Below are 19,115 nucleotides of genomic sequence, written 5' to 3'. Positions count from 1 at the left end.
GTAGAATCGAGAAGCATAATCAAAAATGAAAAAGGACCGGTAACGGTTTTTCTATTTATCTCGAACGGAGTCGAGTATGTTGATTGTATTGACCAGCTGATTGCTGAATATTTTTTTTGCGACCTCAAGCAATTCGAGGATCATCGGGTCGCTCAGTGAATAAACGACTTTGTTGCCGTCCTTTGTTCCCGTTACGATGTTTTTGCTGCGCAAAACCATAAGTTGCTGGGAAACAGCTGATCCTTCACTCCCTATTAAGCTTTGCAGTTCATTGACATTTTTATCACCCTCTGCAAGCAATTCCAATATGCGTATACGTAATGGATGGGAGAGTGCTTTAAAGAAGTCGGCTTTAAACTGCTGCATTTCTAGGTTCATTATTTCTCCTCCGTCTCCGGTCTTGGGCCACTCTTCACATTAGAAAGCTTTTGACACTCTTTAAAGGCAAAATGGTCACACCCTTTGCAAACATCTTTTGAAATAAGGGTTGTTCCATAGTGAATAGCTGATTGAGTATCTTTGAAGAAGTGCTTTTCACCCATTTTATCATATAGACCTGTCAGTTTCACCATTTGCAATGGTTGTCCTCTCAGCCCGGAAATGAGTACTGTCGAGTTGTTCTTCTCCAGTTGTTCAATAATGTGTTTTAGATTGTTTTCGCCGGTTGTATCAAGGTGAATCAATTTATTCATCTTCAGGATGACAACTTCCGGATGATAATTAATCGAATCCTGTACATAGTACGCAAATGTTTCGGCAGCGCCGAAGAATAGCGAGCCCTCTACATCAAATATATTGATTTGCGGACAGAAATGCGCTTGTGAAACAGCAGATGACGTTACTTTACCTTTGATGTCATCGCTAAGCTCAGGAAGCACTTTGTTTACTTGGAAAACTTCGCTCATACGTTTTACGAACAAAATAACGGCTAGTAGCAATCCAACTTCTACGGCAACTGTCAGGTTAACGAAAACAGTCAGCAGGAATGTAAGAAGTAAGACGATAGAATCGCCGGTTTTCGTTTTTAAGACGTGCATGAATTCTTTGCGTTCACTCATGTTCCAAGCAACAACCATCAGTACTGGAGCCATGCTCGCTAATGGAATGACGGATGCATATGGAGCAAGAATTATTAATGTCAGCAGCACGACAACACCGTGAATGACACCGGCCATACGAGTTTGCGCACCAGTTTTAATGTTAGTTGCTGTACGGGCAATCGCACCTGTTGCCGGAATACCGCCGAACAGTGGTGTTACCATATTGGCGATACCTTGCCCAATTAACTCTTTATTACTGTTGTGACGAGTATTTGTCATGCCGTCAGCAACGACAGCCGATAGCAGGGACTCAATCGCACATAGCATCGCAATCGTGAAGGCTGGGCGAATCAAATTCACTACTTCGTGAAATGACGCATCAAAGAATGAAAACTTCGGTAATGAGCTCGGGATATCTCCGTAAGCTGAACCGATTGTTGCGACTTTGTCCGGGAAAAAGATAAGTGCAAAAACAGTAGAAACAATAATCCCGATAATGGCACCCGGAACCTTTGGAGCAATTTTGGGTGTCAGTATAATTGTCGTTAAGCAAATAATTGCTGTGAGGATGCTATAAATATCAATTGTAGAAAAATGAGTAATGATTTCGTGCACCGTTTCGTGAAAATATTCTTTGCTGGCAACACCGTCCAGTCCCAGGAACTTCGATATTTGCCCGACAAAGATGGTGACAGCAATACCTGTCGTAAACCCGATTGTCACGGGGCGAGGGATGTATTTAATTAAGGCGCCTAATTTGAAAACACCCATTAAAATAAGAATAATACCTGCCATAAATCCGGAAATAAGGAGACCATTATAGCCATATGTAGCGACTATACCAAATAATAGCGGGATAAACGCTCCTGTAGGACCGGAAATCTGAAAGCTGGATCCGCCGAAAATAGAGACTAAAATACCGGCGATAATTGTCGTGTAAATACCATATTCAGGTTTGACTCCTGAAGCGATGGCAAATGCCATACCGAGTGGAATCGCAATGACACCGACAATGATACCGGAGAGTAAGTCTTTCTTGAACATATCGGCATTATAGTTTTTAAACCAATTTGAAAACAAGCTTTTCATCTCCTTGTATTTGCATATTCAAATATTTGAACATACAAATATTACTCCTGTTGTTAGCTTATTTCAATATGTTTTATTGTGGATATTTTACCCAGTTTTATATGAGGAAAGAAAAGGGACAGTTTGATAATTCTCCATTTAATGGAGGAACCAAACTGTCCCTTAATTATAAAGATTATATTTTGATTGTAGTTGCTGAAAAAGGACCGGTGACGGTTTTTCTTATTGTCTAACCTTACACCTGCCATGCTCGAGCCTAAGCCGTCCCTTTTCGAAAACCAGAAGCGGGTTTCCTTCAAGGTTCGTCTTAGTCCTGTCGCATGGCTCCTTTTTCATTGAAGTAATTCAAGAGGAGGATTCAAAAATGAAAAAGGACCGGTGACGGTTTTTCTCATTGTCTAACCTTACACCTGCCATGCTAGGTCCTAAGCCAACCACTCTGTGAAACCAAGATCGGGTTTCACGGCGCGGCTGTCTTAGTCCTGTCGCATGGCTCCTTTTTCATTGAAGTAATTCAAGAGGAGGATTCAAAAATGATAAAGGACCGGTGACGGTTTTTCTTAGTTCCTATATTCCGTCAAGGCTTCGATTACTTCCGATTGTCTTTGTTTCGCGCGTTCATAGTTGGTGCTTAGGGCATAGGCGCTTGGGGCTTGAGGCAAACCGGCAAGTAGTGTCGCTTCATCATAATTCAGTTCTAATGGCATTTTACCGAAGTAGTTTTCGCTTGCTTCTTTAATGCCATAATTGCCGTCTCCGTAATAGATGACGTTAACGTACAGCTCAAGAATTTCGTCCTTTGAATAGATTTTTTCAAGATTGTAGGCAACGAATAGTTCGGCAACTTTTCGGACAAAGTTTTGATCGTTTTCAAAGTAAATGTTTTTCGCAACCTGCTGTGTTAGTGTGCTGCCGCCTTGCAACACCTCTTTTTCGCGCAGGTTAATAAACGTGGCGCGAGCTAAAGCGATAGGATCGACTGCACCATGCTCATAAAAACGATGATCTTCGATAGCGACAATCGCATCGGTGAAATCGGCCGATATTTCATCTAAAGGTGTATAATTGCTGCTTTCTTGAATAGAAGCGACCTTTTCTTCAATCGGAATTGCTTTAATCGCTTCTTTGTATTTGAAATAGCCGGTCAGTCCGATAAATGCACCAACTAAAATCGCTGCAATCAGTATTAATTTGATTAGCTTACGGATAAGTTTAAACATTTGATTCCCTCGTAATTATTGTGACTTCTGCTCTTAGTATGCCAAAAAGACAAAACCTAGAGTGTATATTGCTATTTTAATGAATACGATTGAAAACTGCTATGGATTCATCTGACAATTATCTATTGCTTATAAAGACTGAAAAAAACAAATTGTAATTGATAATAATTATCGAATAGAAAATGGCTAATTGAGGATAATTATTGGTTGTAATTAACACTCGTTCTCAATTAGAAAATAATTTTATCAATTAGATTGACTAGGATGTTTTTCTTTGTTAAGGTTAACTTAGATAGATAACAAGGAAATTATTTACTTAATTACTGGAAATGATTTTGAGAAAGTGGGGGATTCCTATGGATGCATCAGTAGGGGTTTTACGTAACCGTTGGGAGAAATTGCGTGAGCATGCCGAATTGATTGCGGCTTTACTTAGCGGTGTTCTGATTTTGGTTGCATGGCTCTTGTCAGAAAATAAAATTGAAACGTGGTCAATCATTACTTTCCTTTTTGCCTTTGCGATCGGTGGATATGCCAAAGCGAAGGAAGGGATTTTGGCGACAATCGAGGATAAGAAACTGAACGTAGAAATTCTCATGCTTTTGGCAGCTGTCGGTTCAGCAGTCATCGGCTATTGGACAGAGGGCGCAATTTTAATTTTCATCTTTGCATTAAGCGGTGCGCTTGAGACGTATACGATGAATAAGAGCCATAGAGAGATTTCTGCTTTAATGGATTTGCAGCCGGAAGAAGCGGTGAAGATTGATGATGATGGCAAAGAAACCGTTGTGTCAGTGGCAGATTTGCAAATCGGGGATATAGTTTTAATTAAGGCCGGGGAACGTGTCCCTTCAGATGGCATGATCGTTAAAGGTTCGACCAATATTGATGAATCGGCCATTACTGGAGAACCAATCCCTGTCATTAAACAAATAGAAGATGAAGTTTTTGCAGGAACGGTGAATTTAAGAGGTACGATTACGGTTAAGATTACGAAGGGTCAGGAAGAGACTTTATTCCAAAAGATTATCGAACTCGTACAATCAGCACAAAGCGAAAAATCGCCTTCACAGCTATTCATTGAAAAATTCGAAGGCGCTTATGTAAATGGCGTATTGATCTTTGTGGCAATTATGATGTTTTTGCCGCACTACACATTAGGCTGGAGCTGGAACGAAACGATCTACCGCGCAATGGTTCTGCTTGTAGTAGCATCGCCATGTGCCTTGGCAGCATCAATCATGCCAGCTACGTTATCAGCGATTTCTAATGGAGCTCGCCGTGGCATTCTTTTTAAAGGCGGTATCCATTTGGAGAACTTGGGAAACTTAAAGGCAATTGCTCTTGATAAAACAGGAACGTTGACGAAAGGTAAACCTGAGGTGACAGATGTTATTTTTCGTGACGATTTAACGGAAGAAGTATTCCTTCAACACGTTGCTTCTGTTGAGAAATATTCTAATCATCCGCTAGCGCAGTCAATTGTGAAATACGCAGCCGAGCATACTGAATTGCCGCTGATTTCGCCTGATTCATCTGAAGATATTTCTGGAAACGGTGCACAAGCAATTTTAGACGGAAAACAGTGGAAAGTCGGCAAAAAAGATTTTGTAGGAGCGGAGGAAGCGGTGCAGTTCCAAGATGGCATTGCATTGAAGCTAGCAGCAGAAGGAAAAACAACAGTGTTTGTACGCGATGAGAAAGGTATTGCCGGTTTGATTACATTGAAAGATATGGTTCGACCTGAAACGATTGCGGCAATTGAAAAGCTGAAATCAGTAGGGGTGCATACTTTCATGCTGACAGGTGACGGCAAGGCGACAGCGGAGGCAATTGCAGCAGAAAGCCACATAGACGGCTTCGTAGCAGAATGTCTTCCGGAAACGAAGGTAGAGGAAATTAAGAAACTAAAAGAAAAGTACGGAACAGTGGCAATGGTCGGTGACGGCATTAATGACGCGCCGGCACTTGCGACAGCATCAATTGGGATTGCGATGGGTGAAGGTACAGACGTCGCGCTTGAAACAGCAGATGTCGTATTAATGAAAAATAATCTTTCATTAATTGCGGAAGCGGTTGTGCTTTCAAGAAAAATGAATAAAATCATTAAACAAAACATCATCTTCTCAATTGCGGTCATCATGCTGCTGATCTGCTCAAACTTCTTGCAATTTATCAGTCTGCCATACGGTGTCATCGGACATGAAGGCAGCACGATTTTAGTCATTTTGAATGGTTTGCGCTTGTTGCAAGCTATACGAATGGAGAAAAATTTATAACTTAAACAAAAAAGTTGTCCAAAGCGAGTGCTCTGGACAACTTTTTATTTAGCTAATCCTTTGTTCTTTTACTGTTGAGTTTGTTTTGTCAGTGCGAACAGGTCGTGTAATTGAGTAAACCGCGCATAAGAATGCGATTGCTACAACCGCACTGCCAAAGTAGGAAGCATTAGAAACCGGTGCGATTTCAATAACGATTCCGCCTAATGCAGAACCAAGTGCGATTCCGATTTGCAGGGCGGACGTATTGAAGCTTTGCTGAATGGCCGCTGATTCAGGTGCCGTTTCAATCAAATAGCTTTGCTGCGGCGGACTTAGAGCCCAGCTTAGCATGCCCCAGATAATCAATACCGGAATGAACAGAAGCGGTACATGTGTTGAAAATGGCAAAACAATTAATGTAACGACAAGTACGCCGACAATGATTAAAATACTTTTCTTCGCTCCAAGTTTGTCCGAAAGAACACCGCCGAAGCCTCCGCCAATGACAGCGGACATTCCGAACACAAGATAAGCAGCGCTAATCCATGAAGCGCTTAGAGACATCGTTTCTTGTAAAAATGGCGTGAAATACGCGTAAATCATGTAATGACCAGCTAACGTAAAGACAGTCACTAGATGCGCACTTATAATTTTGTTGCTTTTCAAGGAAGCAAATTGTTTTCGAAGCGGCACCGTTTTCTCCGGCTGAATCGGATCTAAATAACGATAGATTACAAGCATGGAAACGAGCGTCAACATCGCAATAATTAAGAAAAGAATGCGCCAACCAAATGCGTTGGCAATCATTACGCCAACCGGCACACCAAGCACTAGTGATGCGCTGATACCCATCGTGATGATTCCGATGGCTCTCGCCTGGAATCCAGGCTGAACGACTTTAGCTGAAATCGTCAAGGATAAAATGATCAGCAATGCTGCCGCCGTTGCCGTAAATACACGTGCAACCATCATCATTGTAAAGTTTGGGCTGAAATAGGAAAGGATATTTCCGATAAAAAACATAAATAAAGCTGATATATACAGTTTTTTTCGTTCGACTTTTGCAGTTGCAGCCAACGTTGTCGGTGTTGCAATCGCTAGCACGAGGGCGAAGACAGTAATAAGTTGTCCTGCTGTACTGATCGAAACATTTAAATCTGCCGAAATAAGCGGTAAAATCCCGCCTACCATCAACTCGACCATGCCTACTACAAAAACGGAAATAGCCAAGATGTATACTTTAAAATTCATGAAAAATTCCGCTCCTTCATTTCTTTTACCACTGCTGTAGTAAAAAATCACTCTTTCAATGCTAACTGAAATAGGCGAGAAATTCAAGACCTAGATTTTTAATGTGGATAAATTCTTTTATAGGTGGAATGATTAACAGGAAATGCTGACCGATTAACGAACAAAGGCCTGCCATTTCGGCAGGCCTTTGTTTCAAAGTGTATATTTTTGAACGAAGATGAGGACCGGTAACGGTTTTTCTTATTAAAACCGTAATTTCGTCACAGTATTTTTAATTTCCGGATCTCTCATGAGCGTATCGCTATATTTGCTTAAAATTTTTGTTAAAACGACGTCATGGTAGAAAAACTCAGCGAATATTTTAACGAAGGGAGTAGACATTGTACGGATAGCTTGCCATGATTCATCTTCGTTCGTTGCGAAAATGATTTCTTGATCATCAACAATCAGCAACTGGAAACGCTCCAGAAAAACATCTTCTTCGGTTGGAATAAAATAATGTATTTCCTTCAGTTCAGCTTGCGGTTCACCGACAATGTGTACTTTTACGTCAACACCTTCTGATTCTTTTTCTTTCAGCATAGGCAAATAGAAAGCGAAATCATCATTCCATGCAGAGAAGCGGATTGATTTTTTGGCTTCTCGGATGAGCTGTTTGATCTGCATCCTAATCGTTGCCTGCACTTTGAAGCTCCAAACGCGATCATCGCGAAATGTTTTTTTTGTTGTGCTTGTTTTGAATTTCTCAATATTAGCTTGAAATTCAGCTGTCAGACGTTCAACGGCTTGATTGAGCGGCAGGGCAGTATACATTTTTTTCTTTTCTGAAACGGCCTCCATAATCATGCCTTTTTGTACCATACGTGCAAGGACTTCGTAGATTTTAGCCTTCGGGACGCTGGAATGTTTGGCAATCATATTGACATCTATGGGTTGCTCGCTTGAGACAAGAACCTCATATATTTTGCTTTCGTATTGAGAAAAGCCGAACTTTTGTAGCATATGTCCTCCTAGTAAAATGTTGGTCTTTATATCATATGTGTATGTTGTTTTTTTTACAAGCAGCGTTTTTAAACTTATACACAATGTAGATTTTTATAATTTCCTAAACAATTAAAGAGGCTTCCTTTGCTTGGAAGCCTCACTCTTTATTCGGTATGAATGGGTGGCAGGTTGCTTTCTCTGTTTATTTGAGTCTTGTGTGCTTATTTTCGCTACACCCTCTTAAATGATTAGTTAATTCATCTTTTTGCTCTCAAAACGTTCACTATTGTTAGCAGCCTCTTCATTCGCTCGCAGTGAATGTTGATAAACTGCCGATTGATTTGAATCGCGTTCCTATTTGTTATAACGTTTTCAGGTTTTCGAATACCCCTTGTTTAACGGATCGTTCTCCCGATTGTTATAACAATACCATTTGCTCCAGAACGTCTGAACGTTCATCAAACCGTTTTGTCACATACAGATGTTAACGAGTTTGCTTTAACAATCTTGCTTAAAAATTACACCCTTTCTTTACAAGGTGCAATGCTGTAAGTTAAGCAACCGACCACCGTTTATCTTCAACGGAATGTTTTATCATCCCGTTACTAATATATACCCGGTGCACAAAACAATAACCCTTATTTACAAAAAAAAAAATGAAAAAAATATGTGTGAGATTCTAATAATACTAGAATTTTTCTTGGTATAATAAATTTATAACGTATTTAGTTGTTTAAGATGTAGTCAATGATAAATAAAAATTTTTTTGATATATAGATTTGAGGTGGCGAAAATGCTTGAAGTTATTGCGATGAGTGTGGAAGATTGTGTAGCGATCGAAAAGGCGGGTGCAGATCGAATTGAATTGGTGAGCGCGCTTTCAGAGGGCGGATTGACACCGAGCATCGGCATGATTGAGCAATGCGTTGAAGCTGTATCGTTGCCGATTAGGGTTATGATTCGGCCGAAGAGCAGTAGTTTTTGCTATTCTTCTTATGATCTGGAAGTAATGAAGTATGATATTGAAGCGGTGAAGGAAATTGGAGCTGATGGAGTGGTGTTTGGCTGTCTGCAAGCAAATAGCCGCATTGATGTAAAAATGCTCGAGAAATTGCTTCATGTCAGCAAAGGGCTTAATGTTACCTTTCATCGGGCTTTTGATGAATTGTTTGATTTAGAGGAAGGGTTGCGGACGTTAATGGATTATCCGTCTATCAATACGATTTTGACATCAGGCGGATATGGCGACTTGAATGAACGAAGCGCAAAATTGAAACAATTGATTGAGCAATCTGATTCCTCAGTGGAAATATTGATTGGCGGCGGGATTACTAAAGAAAACGTCGATTCCGTCAAAGCTTTGACGAAGGGGAAATCTTATCATATTGGACGAAGTGCACGAGAAAATGCTGACATATATGGTAAAATATCTATTGAACAGATCCGACATATTAAAAATATTATAGGGGTTTAATGGGGTTATATGAGAATAAAATTAATGGGATTGATTATGTCTGCGGTACTGGTATTGTCAGGCTGCAGTATTCTGGCTGACAATGACTTAACAGGCAGTGCGCAAGTTGATAGTGTTCCACTTGTTCTTCAATATCCGGAGTTGCCAAGAGGTTGCGAGATTACTAGTTTAGCCATGATTTTGCAATACAGAGGCTATGATATTGACAAAATGGAGCTGGCGGATGAAATCGTTTATGAACCGTTTGAAAGTAAAGGCTTCAAAGGAAATATGCATGATGGTTTTGTCGGCGCAATGGATACACTTGATGAGGACGGCTTAGGTGTGTATGTCGAGCCAATTATAAAGCTTGCAAAAAAATACACTTCGTTTTGGAAAGTGAAAAACTTGACCGGTGAAAAGCCTGAAGCTTTGTATGCTGCTCTTGAAGGTGGCAATCCAGTTTGGGTGCTGACAAATGCCAGATTCCAACAACTGCCGGATGAGCAGTTTCTCACATGGGAAACAGAAGAAGGATCGATGCAGGTGACATATCGCCAGCATAGCGTCGTAATGACCGGTTATGATGATAACTACGTATACGTCAATGATCCGATGAAATCAGAGACGAATATTGCGCTTGATCGCGCAAAATTTGAAGAGGCTTGGGTGCAGATGGGCAGTCAGGCGATGTATATTAGTGAATAATTGAAATCCCTCATTCTGCCATAGCGGGCTGAGGGATTTTTTTGCGTTCACGAAAGGTTGGTTAAAATACTGAAAATTGTAACATTATGTCGATTTCATCTATTAATTTCCAGGTATAATTATAGATGAAATACTTCACAAGTTTTTCAAAGGGGGAAATAAAGATGAATTCGACAGAAGAAAAGAAAGAGAGAAAATTCCTTTGGCTTTTTGCTGCTACGGCAGCGATGATTATTATTCTATTATTGCCTACTCCTGAAACACTCCCTGAAATCGGCCACCGGGCATTGGCCATCTTAGTATTTGCAATAATCTTATGGATGTCTGAGGCAGTCTCTTATCCGGTAAGTTCGGCGATGATTATTGGTTTAATTGCTGTCATTCTCGGAATGGGCCCGACACTTGAAGATCCGACTGCAGTTCTTGGTACAGGTCCGGCGTTGAAGATGGCATTGGCCGGTTTCAGTAATTCCGCTGTCATGCTTGTAGCTGGGGCATTGTTTATTGCTGCAGCGATGCAGGCTACTAATCTCCATAAACGAATCGCGCTTGTCATCCTTTCCAAAGTCGGCTCGAAAACGAAAGCAATTATTGTTGGGGCAATTCTCGTTTCTTTTATTCTCGCTTTATTTGTTCCAAGTGCAACTGCCCGAGCAGGTGCGCTTGTTCCGATTCTGCTAGGGATGGTAGCAGCGTTCGGGATGGAGAAAACAAGCAAGCTGGCTGCGCTTCTTATAATTACAGCCGCGCAATCGATATCGATTTGGAATGTCGGAATTAAAACAGCAGCTGCTCAAAATATGGTCGCTCTCGGCTTTATTGAAGAAAAATTCGGCGTCACCATTTCGTGGGGTGAATGGTTTATATACGCTGCACCTTGGTCGGTCATCATGTCAATTCTCCTCTATTTCATTATGCTAAAAGTCATTCCGCCGGAAACGGATGAGATCGCAAACGGACAAGATCTCGTGAAAAAACAATTGGATGAACTCGGCATTTTAACGAATGTCGAAAAACGATTAATCGGCATATCTATATTATTGTTATTCTTCTGGTCAACAGAAGGGTTTGTCCATAATATTGATACAACGACAGTAACACTGATTGCAGTTGCAATTATGCTGACACCTAAAATAGGGGTGTTTGATTGGGCACAGGCTGAGAAAACTATTCCGTGGGGGACAATCATTGTGTTCGCTGTCGGTATTTCATTAGGGACGATTTTATTATCAACGGAAGCGGCTACTTGGCTGGCGAATGGTTTCTTTGATTTATTGGGCATCGAAGGAATGCCGATTCTTGGTCTGATCGCTTTACTATCAGTTTTTAATATCATTATCCATTTAGGTTTTGCCAGTGCGACAAGCTTAGCCTCTGCTCTAATTCCAATATTCATTGCTCTTGCAACAACGATGAATGGCGATTTTGATACAATCGGTTTAATTATCATTCAGCAATTTGTTATCAGTTTCGGCTTTCTATTGCCGGTCAATGCGCCGCAAAACATGCTGGCTTATGGTACAGGCACTTTCACTGCAAAAGACTTTCTGAAATCCGGTATCCCGCTTACGGTAGCAGGCTTCCTGTTGATTCTGCTATTCTCAGCTACATATTGGAAATGGATCGGTTTATTGTAAATAATAGATGACCAACTCGAAATGAATCGGGTTGGTCTTACTTAATGTTGTTTGTTTTTCCGGTTGTATATAAATAAAAGAGTAGTAATGACGAGTACGACAAAACTTGTTGAAGCGAAAATAATGCTTAACACAGTCTCGGAGTCTGTGTACGCTTCATAAGCAAAAGTAGCCATCGCAAAGGCAATAATGAAATTGCCTATCATCAGCAATGAAGCATTTCGAATATGAATCACCTCATAATTAAAAAATTGTTTCTAAATAATTATATACTAATGAAATGGTTAATAGAGGGAATTTTGGTATAATTTAAATAAAATAAAAATATTGAGGGAGACTGTATGGAGACGACTAGCATCAGCTTAAATATAGGAGATATATTATTTCAATTAATATCATTAGCGATTCCGATTGTTTTTATTGTCCTTATCATATACTTTTGGCGCGCATCTAGACAGAAGAGAGAGCAGTTAAATCGCATTGAAGAGAAATTGGAACAGATACAGAAGGAAAAGAAATAGCCCAATAAAGCAAGAAGATGATTTCTTTATAGAACGGAATCATCTTTTTATTTTTCCTTTAAAATATTTGATGTATTTCAATCTTACCTTCCTCAAATTCTTGAATCCTCGTTTTACTTCGACATCGCTTCCATGAGTTCTAGGCTCGGGAGTTTACCAGCTTCTGAATTCTAAAGCTTTTACAATCAGCATAAAGAGCATAGAAATCTTCTTCTTTTTAGTTTCATAATAGGAATATGTAACGTAATATCTACAGAAAAATCAAGAAATGGGGAAAAATGGGTAAAATGTCGATAAAGTCAAGAACTTTGTCAGTTATTGCGGTGAAAAGATTTGTTTGAAAGAAGGTTTTACCACCAGAATGTTAGAAATGTATAGAGTAGTATTAAAACTATCAATCTGGAGGGGTTTTGTATGACAACTAGCAATTTGCAATTATCACGCTCACTATTGGTTGGGGAAATCGTTAAACGTGCAGCTCATCAAGTGCCGGACAAAGAAGCGTTTATATTTGGCGATGAGCGCCTCACATACGGACAGCTAGAGAAGAAGGTTGAAAATCTTGCTGGTTGGATGAAGCATGTCGGAATTAAACATGAAGATAAAATTGGCTTACTGCTGCTAAATGGACTGCCGTTTGTTGAAGCATTTTATGCGACTGCTTTAACTGGAGCAGTATCTGTGCCTCTTAATTTTCGCCTGAATTCAGATGAATTGGCGTTTATGATTAATCACTCAGATTGTCGTCTTTTATTTGTCAATCATCAATATGTAGAAATGATTGAATCAATTTTATATAAATGTCCGAAGCTTGAAAGAATGGTTGTAGTCGGTGATCCAATGATGCCGGAGAGCTTGAACTATGCGTCAATTTTTGACCGTACGTATGAATATAAGCCGAATCCGCAACTGAATGGCTACAGCGAATGTTCCATCATTTACACATCAGGTACGACCGGACAACCGAAAGGCGCTGTTTTGACGCACCAAAATTTGTGCATAAACGGCATGAACAGAGCTTCGTATGCCAATATGGATGATTCCAATAAGCAGCTTCTTGTTGCGCCATTATTTCATATTGCGGCTCTTTCGACACTAGTTTCTCCGGTAAAGGGGACAACTGTCATTCATACACAATTTCAGCCGACATCTGTTTTGGAAACAATCGAAAAAGAAAAAATCAACACGATGTTTATGGCGCCGACAATGTGGCATATGCTCGTCAGTGTGCCGAATATCGGTGATTATGACTTGACATCATTAAAGTCTTGTTATGCCGGCAGCGCGCCAAGTCCGATTCTGTTAAAGGAAAAGATATTGAGATGTTTCCCGAATGCGAAATTATACGATCCGTTCGGCCAAAGTGAAATGAGCCCGGTTACGACGTGCCTGCTGCCGGAGGACGCCATGCGCAAAAATCTGTCTGTCGGCAAGCCGATTGCCAATGTCGAGGTGCGCGTCGTAGATGAAGCGATGAATGATGTACCGCTTGGTGAAGTCGGAGAGATTGTATACCGCGGCCCAACTCTAATGAAGGAATATTATAAAAATCCGGAAGCGACAGAAGAAGCTTTTCGCGGCGGCTGGTTCCATAGTGGAGATTTAGTGCGCATGGATGATGAAGGATTTATTTATGTCGTGGACCGCAAGAAGGATATGATTATAAGCGGCGGCGAAAATATTTATCCGGTTGAAATTGAAAACATATTGTACGGGCATCCGGATATTCACGAATGTGCTGTGATTGGAGTGCCTGATGAGACGTGGGGCGAGGTTGTGAAAGCAATCGTCGTCAAAAAAGATGGAGCCGAGCTGACAGCGCAGGAAGTAATCGCTTATTGTCAGGAAAAAATGACCTCCTATAAAAAACCGAGAATTGTAGAATTTACAGATGCACTGCCGAGAAATGCAGCCGGAAAGATTTTGAAAAAAGCTTTACGGGCAAATGTGTAGCGTGATTGAAACCTAAGGACGTGGCACTTTTAGCTGCTCCGTCCTGTCTTGCATTCGCAGCATATCTTCTTTTCTAGTGAAGTGAATTCAAAATAAAAAAGGACCGGTGACGGTTTTTCGTAAAAAAAGGATAACTTTGAACCTAGAAATCTGTCTAACCTTACACCTGCCATGCTCAGAGGCCAACAGGATGTTGGTCATATCGGCGTTGTCACAGGACGTGACGGGTTTAGCCGATGTTCCTTTCTTAGTCCTCCCGCATGTCTCCTTTTTCATTGGAGTGAGCTCAAGGAGCAGAATCATAAATGAAAAAGGACCGGTGACGGTTTTTCTAATTGAATGACTTTCCTACAGCTAAGTTTTGAAAGTGTCCGAAAAGTGCACAAGGGGAGTGAATTTGTAACAGACGTTTTACTGCAACTCTATAAATAGAAATATATGATGGAAGCGCGAGCTCCATCTTTCGCTAACAATACAGTCCGTGTTTAGGAAAATATGAATTTATTTTTCTAATTCTATCAGTTTGGCACGATAAATGCATGATAGTGGTGTGGACACAAAGTTGATCGAAGCTGGAATACGAATCTTCGATAATTTAGCAGAAGGATGGTGTAAGCGCTTTATTTTGTGTTTTGAAATAATCATCAGATTCTATGTAGATAGTCGCTTCAAATAGATGAAGTGGCGTCTAGCTTCAGCACCTCAGCGTCTAGTGTACTTCGCCAATCTCCCTGCAATAAATAAACATCGAATCGCTATCGTTCTTCGTGTTTCTTTTATCTTGGGAGAATAGGAACAACGGCTAAATGCGCCACGTCCTGTGGCAACGCCGTTGTGACTCTCAGCCAGAGAGCCCTAGTCCATACGTCGCTAAATGAGGTGCTTCCGCATTTGATTTGTCCTAATACTGAATACGCTATGGAGGGAATGCAATGAGAGAGTATGCAATGATCAAGCAAACAGTCAATAAAAGTTCACTGCCCTATAATCTGTATCAAAAAGCGAAGAGGGCCGGTATTTGGAATCCGGTTGATATCGATTTTTCACAAGATAAAGAAGACTGGAAGAAGCTGACTCCTGATCAACAAAAAGAGGTACTTACTCAGTTTGCGCAATTCATTGGCGGCGAAGAAGCGGTGACAGCAGATATTTTGCCAATGATTATGGCTGTTTCCAAAAAAGGTTGGATTGAAGAAGAAATGTATTTGACGACGTTTCTTTTTGAAGAAGCGAAGCATGCCGAATTTTTCAGTCTGTTTCTTGAAAATATCGGTGTGACGGAGGATTTGTCGCATCTGATTACGCCTGGTTATAAGAAGCTTTTTGATGAAGTGCTTCCGACGACAATGGAGAAATTACTGGTCGATCAATCGAATGAAGCATTAGTCGATGCAGCTGTTACGTATAACATTTTTGCTGAAGGTGTTTTAGCAGAGACGGGGTATTGGTTCTTTTACGAAGCTTTATCGAAAGCGAACCTTTTCCCAGGATTCATTGCAGGCATCCGCAATGTAAAACGAGATGAAGGGCGCCATATCGGTTTTGGAACATTTTTAATCCAAAGGCTGATTAGTGAACAGCCTGAACTTTTTGAGCGCGTTCAGCTGAGATTGGGCGAGCTGATGCCGATTGCGCAAATGCTGACAGAAAGACCAGAAGGGCAAAAAGTGACTCCGCTTGGCATTGAAGAAGGCAAAGGCATGGAGTATGCGCTGAAGCAATTGACGGCACGTATGGAGGTGCTTTCAAGAGCAAAAGGAAAAACATTAGAGGAAATCTACAATACAGAATTAATTATGGAATAAAAAAGGAGGAGATTCGATGAGTACAGACGTGCAAGTACAAGTTTTTGCGCAATTCATTAATGGTGAATGGGTGCCAGGTTCAAGCGGCGAATTGATTGATGTCATCAATCCTGCGACTTCAGAGGTTGTAGCTAAAGTGGCTAAAGGTTCAGCTGAGGATGTTGAGAGAGCTGTCTCCAATGCGAGAGAGGTTTTCGAATCTGGCGTATGGTCGAAGAAAACGCAGGCTGAGCGGGCGCAAGTAATGCTTCAGTTTGCCGGCAAAATCAGACAGCATGCTCAAGAACTGATTTATTTAGAGGGAATCAGCACAGGCGCGACATTGCGTAAGCTTGGCGGCGCTGATATCGGACAAATGGTTCTATGTCTGCATCAAACAGCCAATATGTCATTGAAATATAATTTTGTTGAAACGCTTCCAGTAGTTGAAGCATATGGCGCAAACAGAAGTCAGTTAGTGCGCGAGCCTTTAGGAGTCGTCGGTGCGATCACACCATTCAATTTCCCACTTGTACTGGCAATGTGGAAAATTGCTCCTGCAATTGCGATGGGCAATTCCATCGTTGTGAAGCCGGCCTCTGACACGCCGCTTGGTACATTGAAACTGGCTCAGCTTGCAGTTGAAGCAGGCTTGCCTCCTGGTGTCCTAAATGTCGTGACAGGACCTGGTTCAGAAGTTGGATCGGCATTGGTTACACATCCTGAAGTAGATAAAATTGCTTTCACAGGTTCAACAGAAGTCGGTAAAAACATTATGGCGCAATCAGCTGGCACGCTGAAAAAAGTAACACTTGAATTAGGAGGGAAAGCCCCGTGTATCGTGCTGCCAGATGCTGATTTGGAGCTGGCAATCCCGGGCATTTTATTGGGTGTGTTTTTCCATTCAGGTCAAGTTTGCGAAGCGAGCACACGATTGCTTGTCCATGAGTCGATTTACGATGTAGTTGTTCAGCAATTAGCGGAAACGTCGAAGAAAATTAAGCTCGGCAACCCGCTTAATCCTGCAACAGGCATGGGTCCGGTCATTTCTGAGTCGCAAATGGAGAAAGTTCTCGGCTACATTCAATCAGGCATTGATGAAGGGGCAAGATTGGTTTGCGGAGGCAAGCGTGCATCCGGTCCGGAAGTTGACAATGGCTACTTTATTGAGCCGACAATTTTTGCTGATGTGACGAATGACATGAAGATTGCCCGTGAGGAAATTTTTGGTCCGGTCCTGGCAGTCATTAAGTATTCGACTGAGGAAGAAGCGATTCAAATTGCCAACGATACAATTTACGGGTTATCTGGCGGCGTTTGGTCTCGCGATGTGAACAAAGCAAATGAAATCGCGACAAAAATCAAAGCAGGAACAGTTTGGATCAACGATTGGCATGTATTCCGAAATGATGCGCCATTCGGAGGCTATAAGCAAAGCGGAATCGGCCGTGAGCTAGGTATTCAAGTGTTCAATGAGTATACGGAACTGAAAAATATCACAACCTCGTTGACTGCAGAAAACAATCAACGTCCGGCACTTGGTCTTATTTTTTAAAGAAAAACCGTCACCGGTTCTTTTTCATCATGAGTATGCTTCTTAGATTCACATCGATGAAAAAGGAGACATGCGGGAACCGAAAAGCGGAATCGGCCCGTTCGCTTATGACCTCGAGCTGTCAAATTCATCACTTATCAGTCATGAATTTGACAAGATACTCTAAGATGAAAACTGGCTGGCCGCTGAAGCTAAGAACGCTACGTCCGCATATCTTCGTCGCTGTGACTCTCATCGTGAGGGCCCCACACGAGAAACCCGGTTTTTGTTTCTTTGGGGGAGGCAAGAGGGGAACATCGGCTAAGGGCGCCACGGCCGCATGTCTTCGCCGATCTGACCTACATCCTGTAGGCCTCCAAGCGTGGCAGGTGTAAGGTTAGACAGCAGAAAACTTTTATAGTGTAAAAATATTTTAGATTAGGAGAGATGGTATGAAAACTACTTCATATTTTGAATTTGCCCATCGTACAATCGTTAAAAGCGGTTCAGGAACGCATATATTAGTACCGGATTTGATTAAAGATTTAGGCGGCACAAGACCGGTTTTGTTTGCTGATAAAGGGATTACGGCTGCCGGCTTGACGAAGAAAATCAAGAATATTTTTGAAATCGTGCCCGGCATTCAATTGGCTGGCGTGTTCGATGATATCGACCAAGATGCGAAGTCTTCAAATATTAACAAAGGGATTAAATACTTCAAGGAATGTAACGGAGATTCAATTATTGCTATCGGCGGCGGAAGCGTGTTGGATACGGCGAAAGCAGTCAAATGGGCGTATAGTCGAAAAATCAATCATGTAGAAGCAGCCTTGACAGGCAATTTGCTTGAAACATCGCCTGAAGCCCAGCCGTTGGGTGTTCCGCACATTTCCATTGCTACTACGGCCGGTACAGGGGCAGAGGTTTCCTCAATTGCGGTTGTATACAATGAGCTGCTTGGCGTGAAATGTAACTTGATGAATCCGTATTTGAATTCCGATATCGCGATTCTTGATCCGGATTTGACTGTCGGACTTCCGCCGAAAGTAACGGCATTCACAGGGATGGATGCATTGACGCATGCGGTTGAAGGTTATTTTTCCAATAAGTCCACAACAATGTCGGATGCCTTTGCACTCCATGCTGCAAAATTAATCGTCAATAATTTAAAAACAGCTGTGAAAAATGGTTCAAATGTAGCAGCTCGTGCGATTATGCTGCAGGCGAGCACAATGGCCATCACAAGCTTCCAGCTGGCAATGGCGGCGATTCCGATTCATAATCTTGCCCACACATTAGGCGCGAAATACGGCATCCCTCATGGTTTGGCGAACGCCGTGTTAATGCCGCGCGTGTTAACGCATTTGCCTCAGCTTTATTTGCCGAAAATTAAAGAATTCTCGCAAGCAATCGGTGTCCAAAGCGATTCCGATGATCCACAAGTACTGTTAGCAGAAAGCATCGCCATTATCAATAATTTACGAGAAGAAATTGATTTGCCGGCTGATTTTGCTGACTTTAACATCGACCCTGCACACATCCCGCAACTAGTTCCGGCTGTTCTGGCTGACCCTTCAGCATTAAGCTTCCGCATCCCGGAAGATGTCATCGTCAAAGTGTGCCAAGACGTAGTTGGCTCAAAAGTCATCGTCAATTAAACCGCACCTCAAATAAGCCCTT

14 protein-coding genes are annotated in these 19,115 nt (G+C 41.6%); 9 read left to right on the top strand and 5 right to left on the bottom strand.

All coding sequences use genetic code 11. From position 1 onward, the window contains the following. Positions 1 to 51: 51 nt before the first annotated feature. The 3 genes from IEO70_RS06350 to IEO70_RS06340 form a co-directional block, all read right to left on the bottom strand. Positions 52 to 378 (bottom strand): ArsR/SmtB family transcription factor, encoded by a 327-nt coding sequence (locus IEO70_RS06350; RefSeq protein ID WP_190997524.1) that lies wholly within the window; start codon positions 376 to 378, stop codon positions 52 to 54. After that, a complete protein-coding gene (locus IEO70_RS06345) occupies positions 378 to 2,129 on the bottom strand; it encodes a SulP family inorganic anion transporter (protein ID WP_190997523.1) in 1,752 nt (583 codons plus the stop codon). The genes IEO70_RS06350 and IEO70_RS06345 overlap by 1 nt, the downstream gene beginning before the upstream one ends. Before the next feature lie 560 nt (positions 2,130 to 2,689). Beyond that, positions 2,690 to 3,349 carry a biosynthetic peptidoglycan transglycosylase gene (locus IEO70_RS06340; RefSeq protein WP_190997522.1) on the bottom strand — a complete coding sequence of 220 codons (660 nt, stop codon included), beginning with the start codon at positions 3,347 to 3,349 and terminating at the stop codon, positions 2,690 to 2,692. A 356-nt stretch (positions 3,350 to 3,705) separates the two neighbouring features. Here IEO70_RS06340 and IEO70_RS06335 point away from each other — a divergent pair, with 356 nt between their 5' ends. Beyond that, on the top strand, positions 3,706 to 5,628 hold the full coding sequence (locus IEO70_RS06335) for a heavy metal translocating P-type ATPase (RefSeq protein ID WP_190997521.1): 1,923 nt from the start codon (positions 3,706 to 3,708) through the stop codon (positions 5,626 to 5,628). A gap of 48 nt (positions 5,629 to 5,676) precedes the next feature. Here the strand turns inward: IEO70_RS06335 and IEO70_RS06330 are convergent, their stop codons facing one another. Together IEO70_RS06330 and IEO70_RS06325 are read right to left on the bottom strand one after the other, a co-directional pair. Continuing rightward, positions 5,677 to 6,861: an MFS transporter gene (locus IEO70_RS06330; RefSeq protein WP_190997520.1), complete on the bottom strand. Its 1,185-nt coding sequence runs from the start codon at positions 6,859 to 6,861 to the stop codon at positions 5,677 to 5,679. 243 nt (positions 6,862 to 7,104) lie between these two features. Continuing rightward, positions 7,105 to 7,863, bottom strand: a complete 759-nt coding sequence (locus tag IEO70_RS06325) for a TrmB family transcriptional regulator (RefSeq protein WP_190997519.1) — start codon at positions 7,861 to 7,863, stop codon at positions 7,105 to 7,107. 775 nt (positions 7,864 to 8,638) lie between these two features. On the opposite strand from IEO70_RS06325, the gene IEO70_RS06320 reads away from it, so the two are divergent. The 8 genes from IEO70_RS06320 to IEO70_RS06285 all read left to right on the top strand — a co-directional run bounded on the left by IEO70_RS06320 (position 8,639) and on the right by IEO70_RS06285 (position 19,093). Next, positions 8,639 to 9,319, top strand: a complete 681-nt coding sequence (locus tag IEO70_RS06320; RefSeq protein WP_190997518.1) for a copper homeostasis protein CutC — start codon at positions 8,639 to 8,641, stop codon at positions 9,317 to 9,319. A 9-nt stretch (positions 9,320 to 9,328) separates the two neighbouring features. Continuing rightward, entirely contained in the window at positions 9,329 to 10,006 is a 678-nt protein-coding gene (locus tag IEO70_RS06315) for a C39 family peptidase (RefSeq protein WP_190997517.1), read from the top strand. 164 nt (positions 10,007 to 10,170) lie between these two features. Next, complete coding sequence (locus IEO70_RS06310; protein ID WP_190997516.1) at positions 10,171 to 11,643, top strand: DASS family sodium-coupled anion symporter; 1,473 nt, start codon at positions 10,171 to 10,173, stop codon at positions 11,641 to 11,643. A gap of 341 nt (positions 11,644 to 11,984) precedes the next feature. Next, positions 11,985 to 12,164 carry a DUF4083 domain-containing protein gene (locus tag IEO70_RS06305; protein WP_190997515.1) on the top strand — a complete coding sequence of 60 codons (180 nt, stop codon included), beginning with the start codon at positions 11,985 to 11,987 and terminating at the stop codon, positions 12,162 to 12,164. A 414-nt stretch (positions 12,165 to 12,578) separates the two neighbouring features. Continuing rightward, on the top strand, positions 12,579 to 14,117 hold the full coding sequence (locus tag IEO70_RS06300) for a class I adenylate-forming enzyme family protein (RefSeq protein WP_190997514.1): 1,539 nt from the start codon (positions 12,579 to 12,581) through the stop codon (positions 14,115 to 14,117). A gap of 932 nt (positions 14,118 to 15,049) precedes the next feature. Next, positions 15,050 to 15,922 carry a R2-like ligand-binding oxidase gene (locus tag IEO70_RS06295; RefSeq protein WP_190997513.1) on the top strand — a complete coding sequence of 291 codons (873 nt, stop codon included), beginning with the start codon at positions 15,050 to 15,052 and terminating at the stop codon, positions 15,920 to 15,922. A 16-nt stretch (positions 15,923 to 15,938) separates the two neighbouring features. Further along, complete coding sequence (locus IEO70_RS06290; RefSeq protein WP_190997512.1) at positions 15,939 to 17,456, top strand: aldehyde dehydrogenase family protein; 1,518 nt, start codon at positions 15,939 to 15,941, stop codon at positions 17,454 to 17,456. A gap of 431 nt (positions 17,457 to 17,887) precedes the next feature. Further along, positions 17,888 to 19,093 carry an iron-containing alcohol dehydrogenase gene (locus tag IEO70_RS06285; RefSeq protein WP_190997511.1) on the top strand — a complete coding sequence of 402 codons (1,206 nt, stop codon included), beginning with the start codon at positions 17,888 to 17,890 and terminating at the stop codon, positions 19,091 to 19,093. The last annotated feature ends 22 nt before the right edge of the window (positions 19,094 to 19,115 follow it).

This window comes from Peribacillus faecalis (assembly GCF_014712675.1).
Classification (GTDB): Bacteria; Bacillota; Bacilli; order Bacillales; family DSM-1321; genus Bacillus_AD; species Bacillus_AD faecalis.
Note: the sequence above shows the minus strand (reverse complement) of the source record. Positions and strands in the feature narration are given on the sequence as shown.

What these genes read in the sequence shown, in the direction of transcription:
- IEO70_RS06340 (WP_190997522.1), bottom strand. Translation starts at nt 3,349, where the DNA reads ATGTTTAAACTTATCCGTAAGCTAATCAAATTAATACTGATTGCAGCG.
- IEO70_RS06315 (WP_190997517.1), top strand. Translation starts at nt 9,329, where the DNA reads ATGAGAATAAAATTAATGGGATTGATTATGTCTGCGGTACTGGTATTG.
- IEO70_RS06290 (WP_190997512.1), top strand. Translation starts at nt 15,939, where the DNA reads ATGAGTACAGACGTGCAAGTACAAGTTTTTGCGCAATTCATTAATGGT.
- IEO70_RS06330 (WP_190997520.1), bottom strand. Translation starts at nt 6,861, where the DNA reads ATGAATTTTAAAGTATACATCTTGGCTATTTCCGTTTTTGTAGTAGGC.
- IEO70_RS06350 (WP_190997524.1), bottom strand. Translation starts at nt 378, where the DNA reads ATGAACCTAGAAATGCAGCAGTTTAAAGCCGACTTCTTTAAAGCACTC.
- IEO70_RS06295 (WP_190997513.1), top strand. Translation starts at nt 15,050, where the DNA reads ATGAGAGAGTATGCAATGATCAAGCAAACAGTCAATAAAAGTTCACTG.
- IEO70_RS06310 (WP_190997516.1), top strand. Translation starts at nt 10,171, where the DNA reads ATGAATTCGACAGAAGAAAAGAAAGAGAGAAAATTCCTTTGGCTTTTT.
- IEO70_RS06285 (WP_190997511.1), top strand. Translation starts at nt 17,888, where the DNA reads ATGAAAACTACTTCATATTTTGAATTTGCCCATCGTACAATCGTTAAA.
- IEO70_RS06305 (WP_190997515.1), top strand. Translation starts at nt 11,985, where the DNA reads ATGGAGACGACTAGCATCAGCTTAAATATAGGAGATATATTATTTCAA.
- IEO70_RS06325 (WP_190997519.1), bottom strand. Translation starts at nt 7,863, where the DNA reads ATGCTACAAAAGTTCGGCTTTTCTCAATACGAAAGCAAAATATATGAG.
- IEO70_RS06345 (WP_190997523.1), bottom strand. Translation starts at nt 2,129, where the DNA reads ATGAAAAGCTTGTTTTCAAATTGGTTTAAAAACTATAATGCCGATATG.
- IEO70_RS06320 (WP_190997518.1), top strand. Translation starts at nt 8,639, where the DNA reads ATGCTTGAAGTTATTGCGATGAGTGTGGAAGATTGTGTAGCGATCGAA.
- IEO70_RS06300 (WP_190997514.1), top strand. Translation starts at nt 12,579, where the DNA reads ATGACAACTAGCAATTTGCAATTATCACGCTCACTATTGGTTGGGGAA.
- IEO70_RS06335 (WP_190997521.1), top strand. Translation starts at nt 3,706, where the DNA reads ATGGATGCATCAGTAGGGGTTTTACGTAACCGTTGGGAGAAATTGCGT.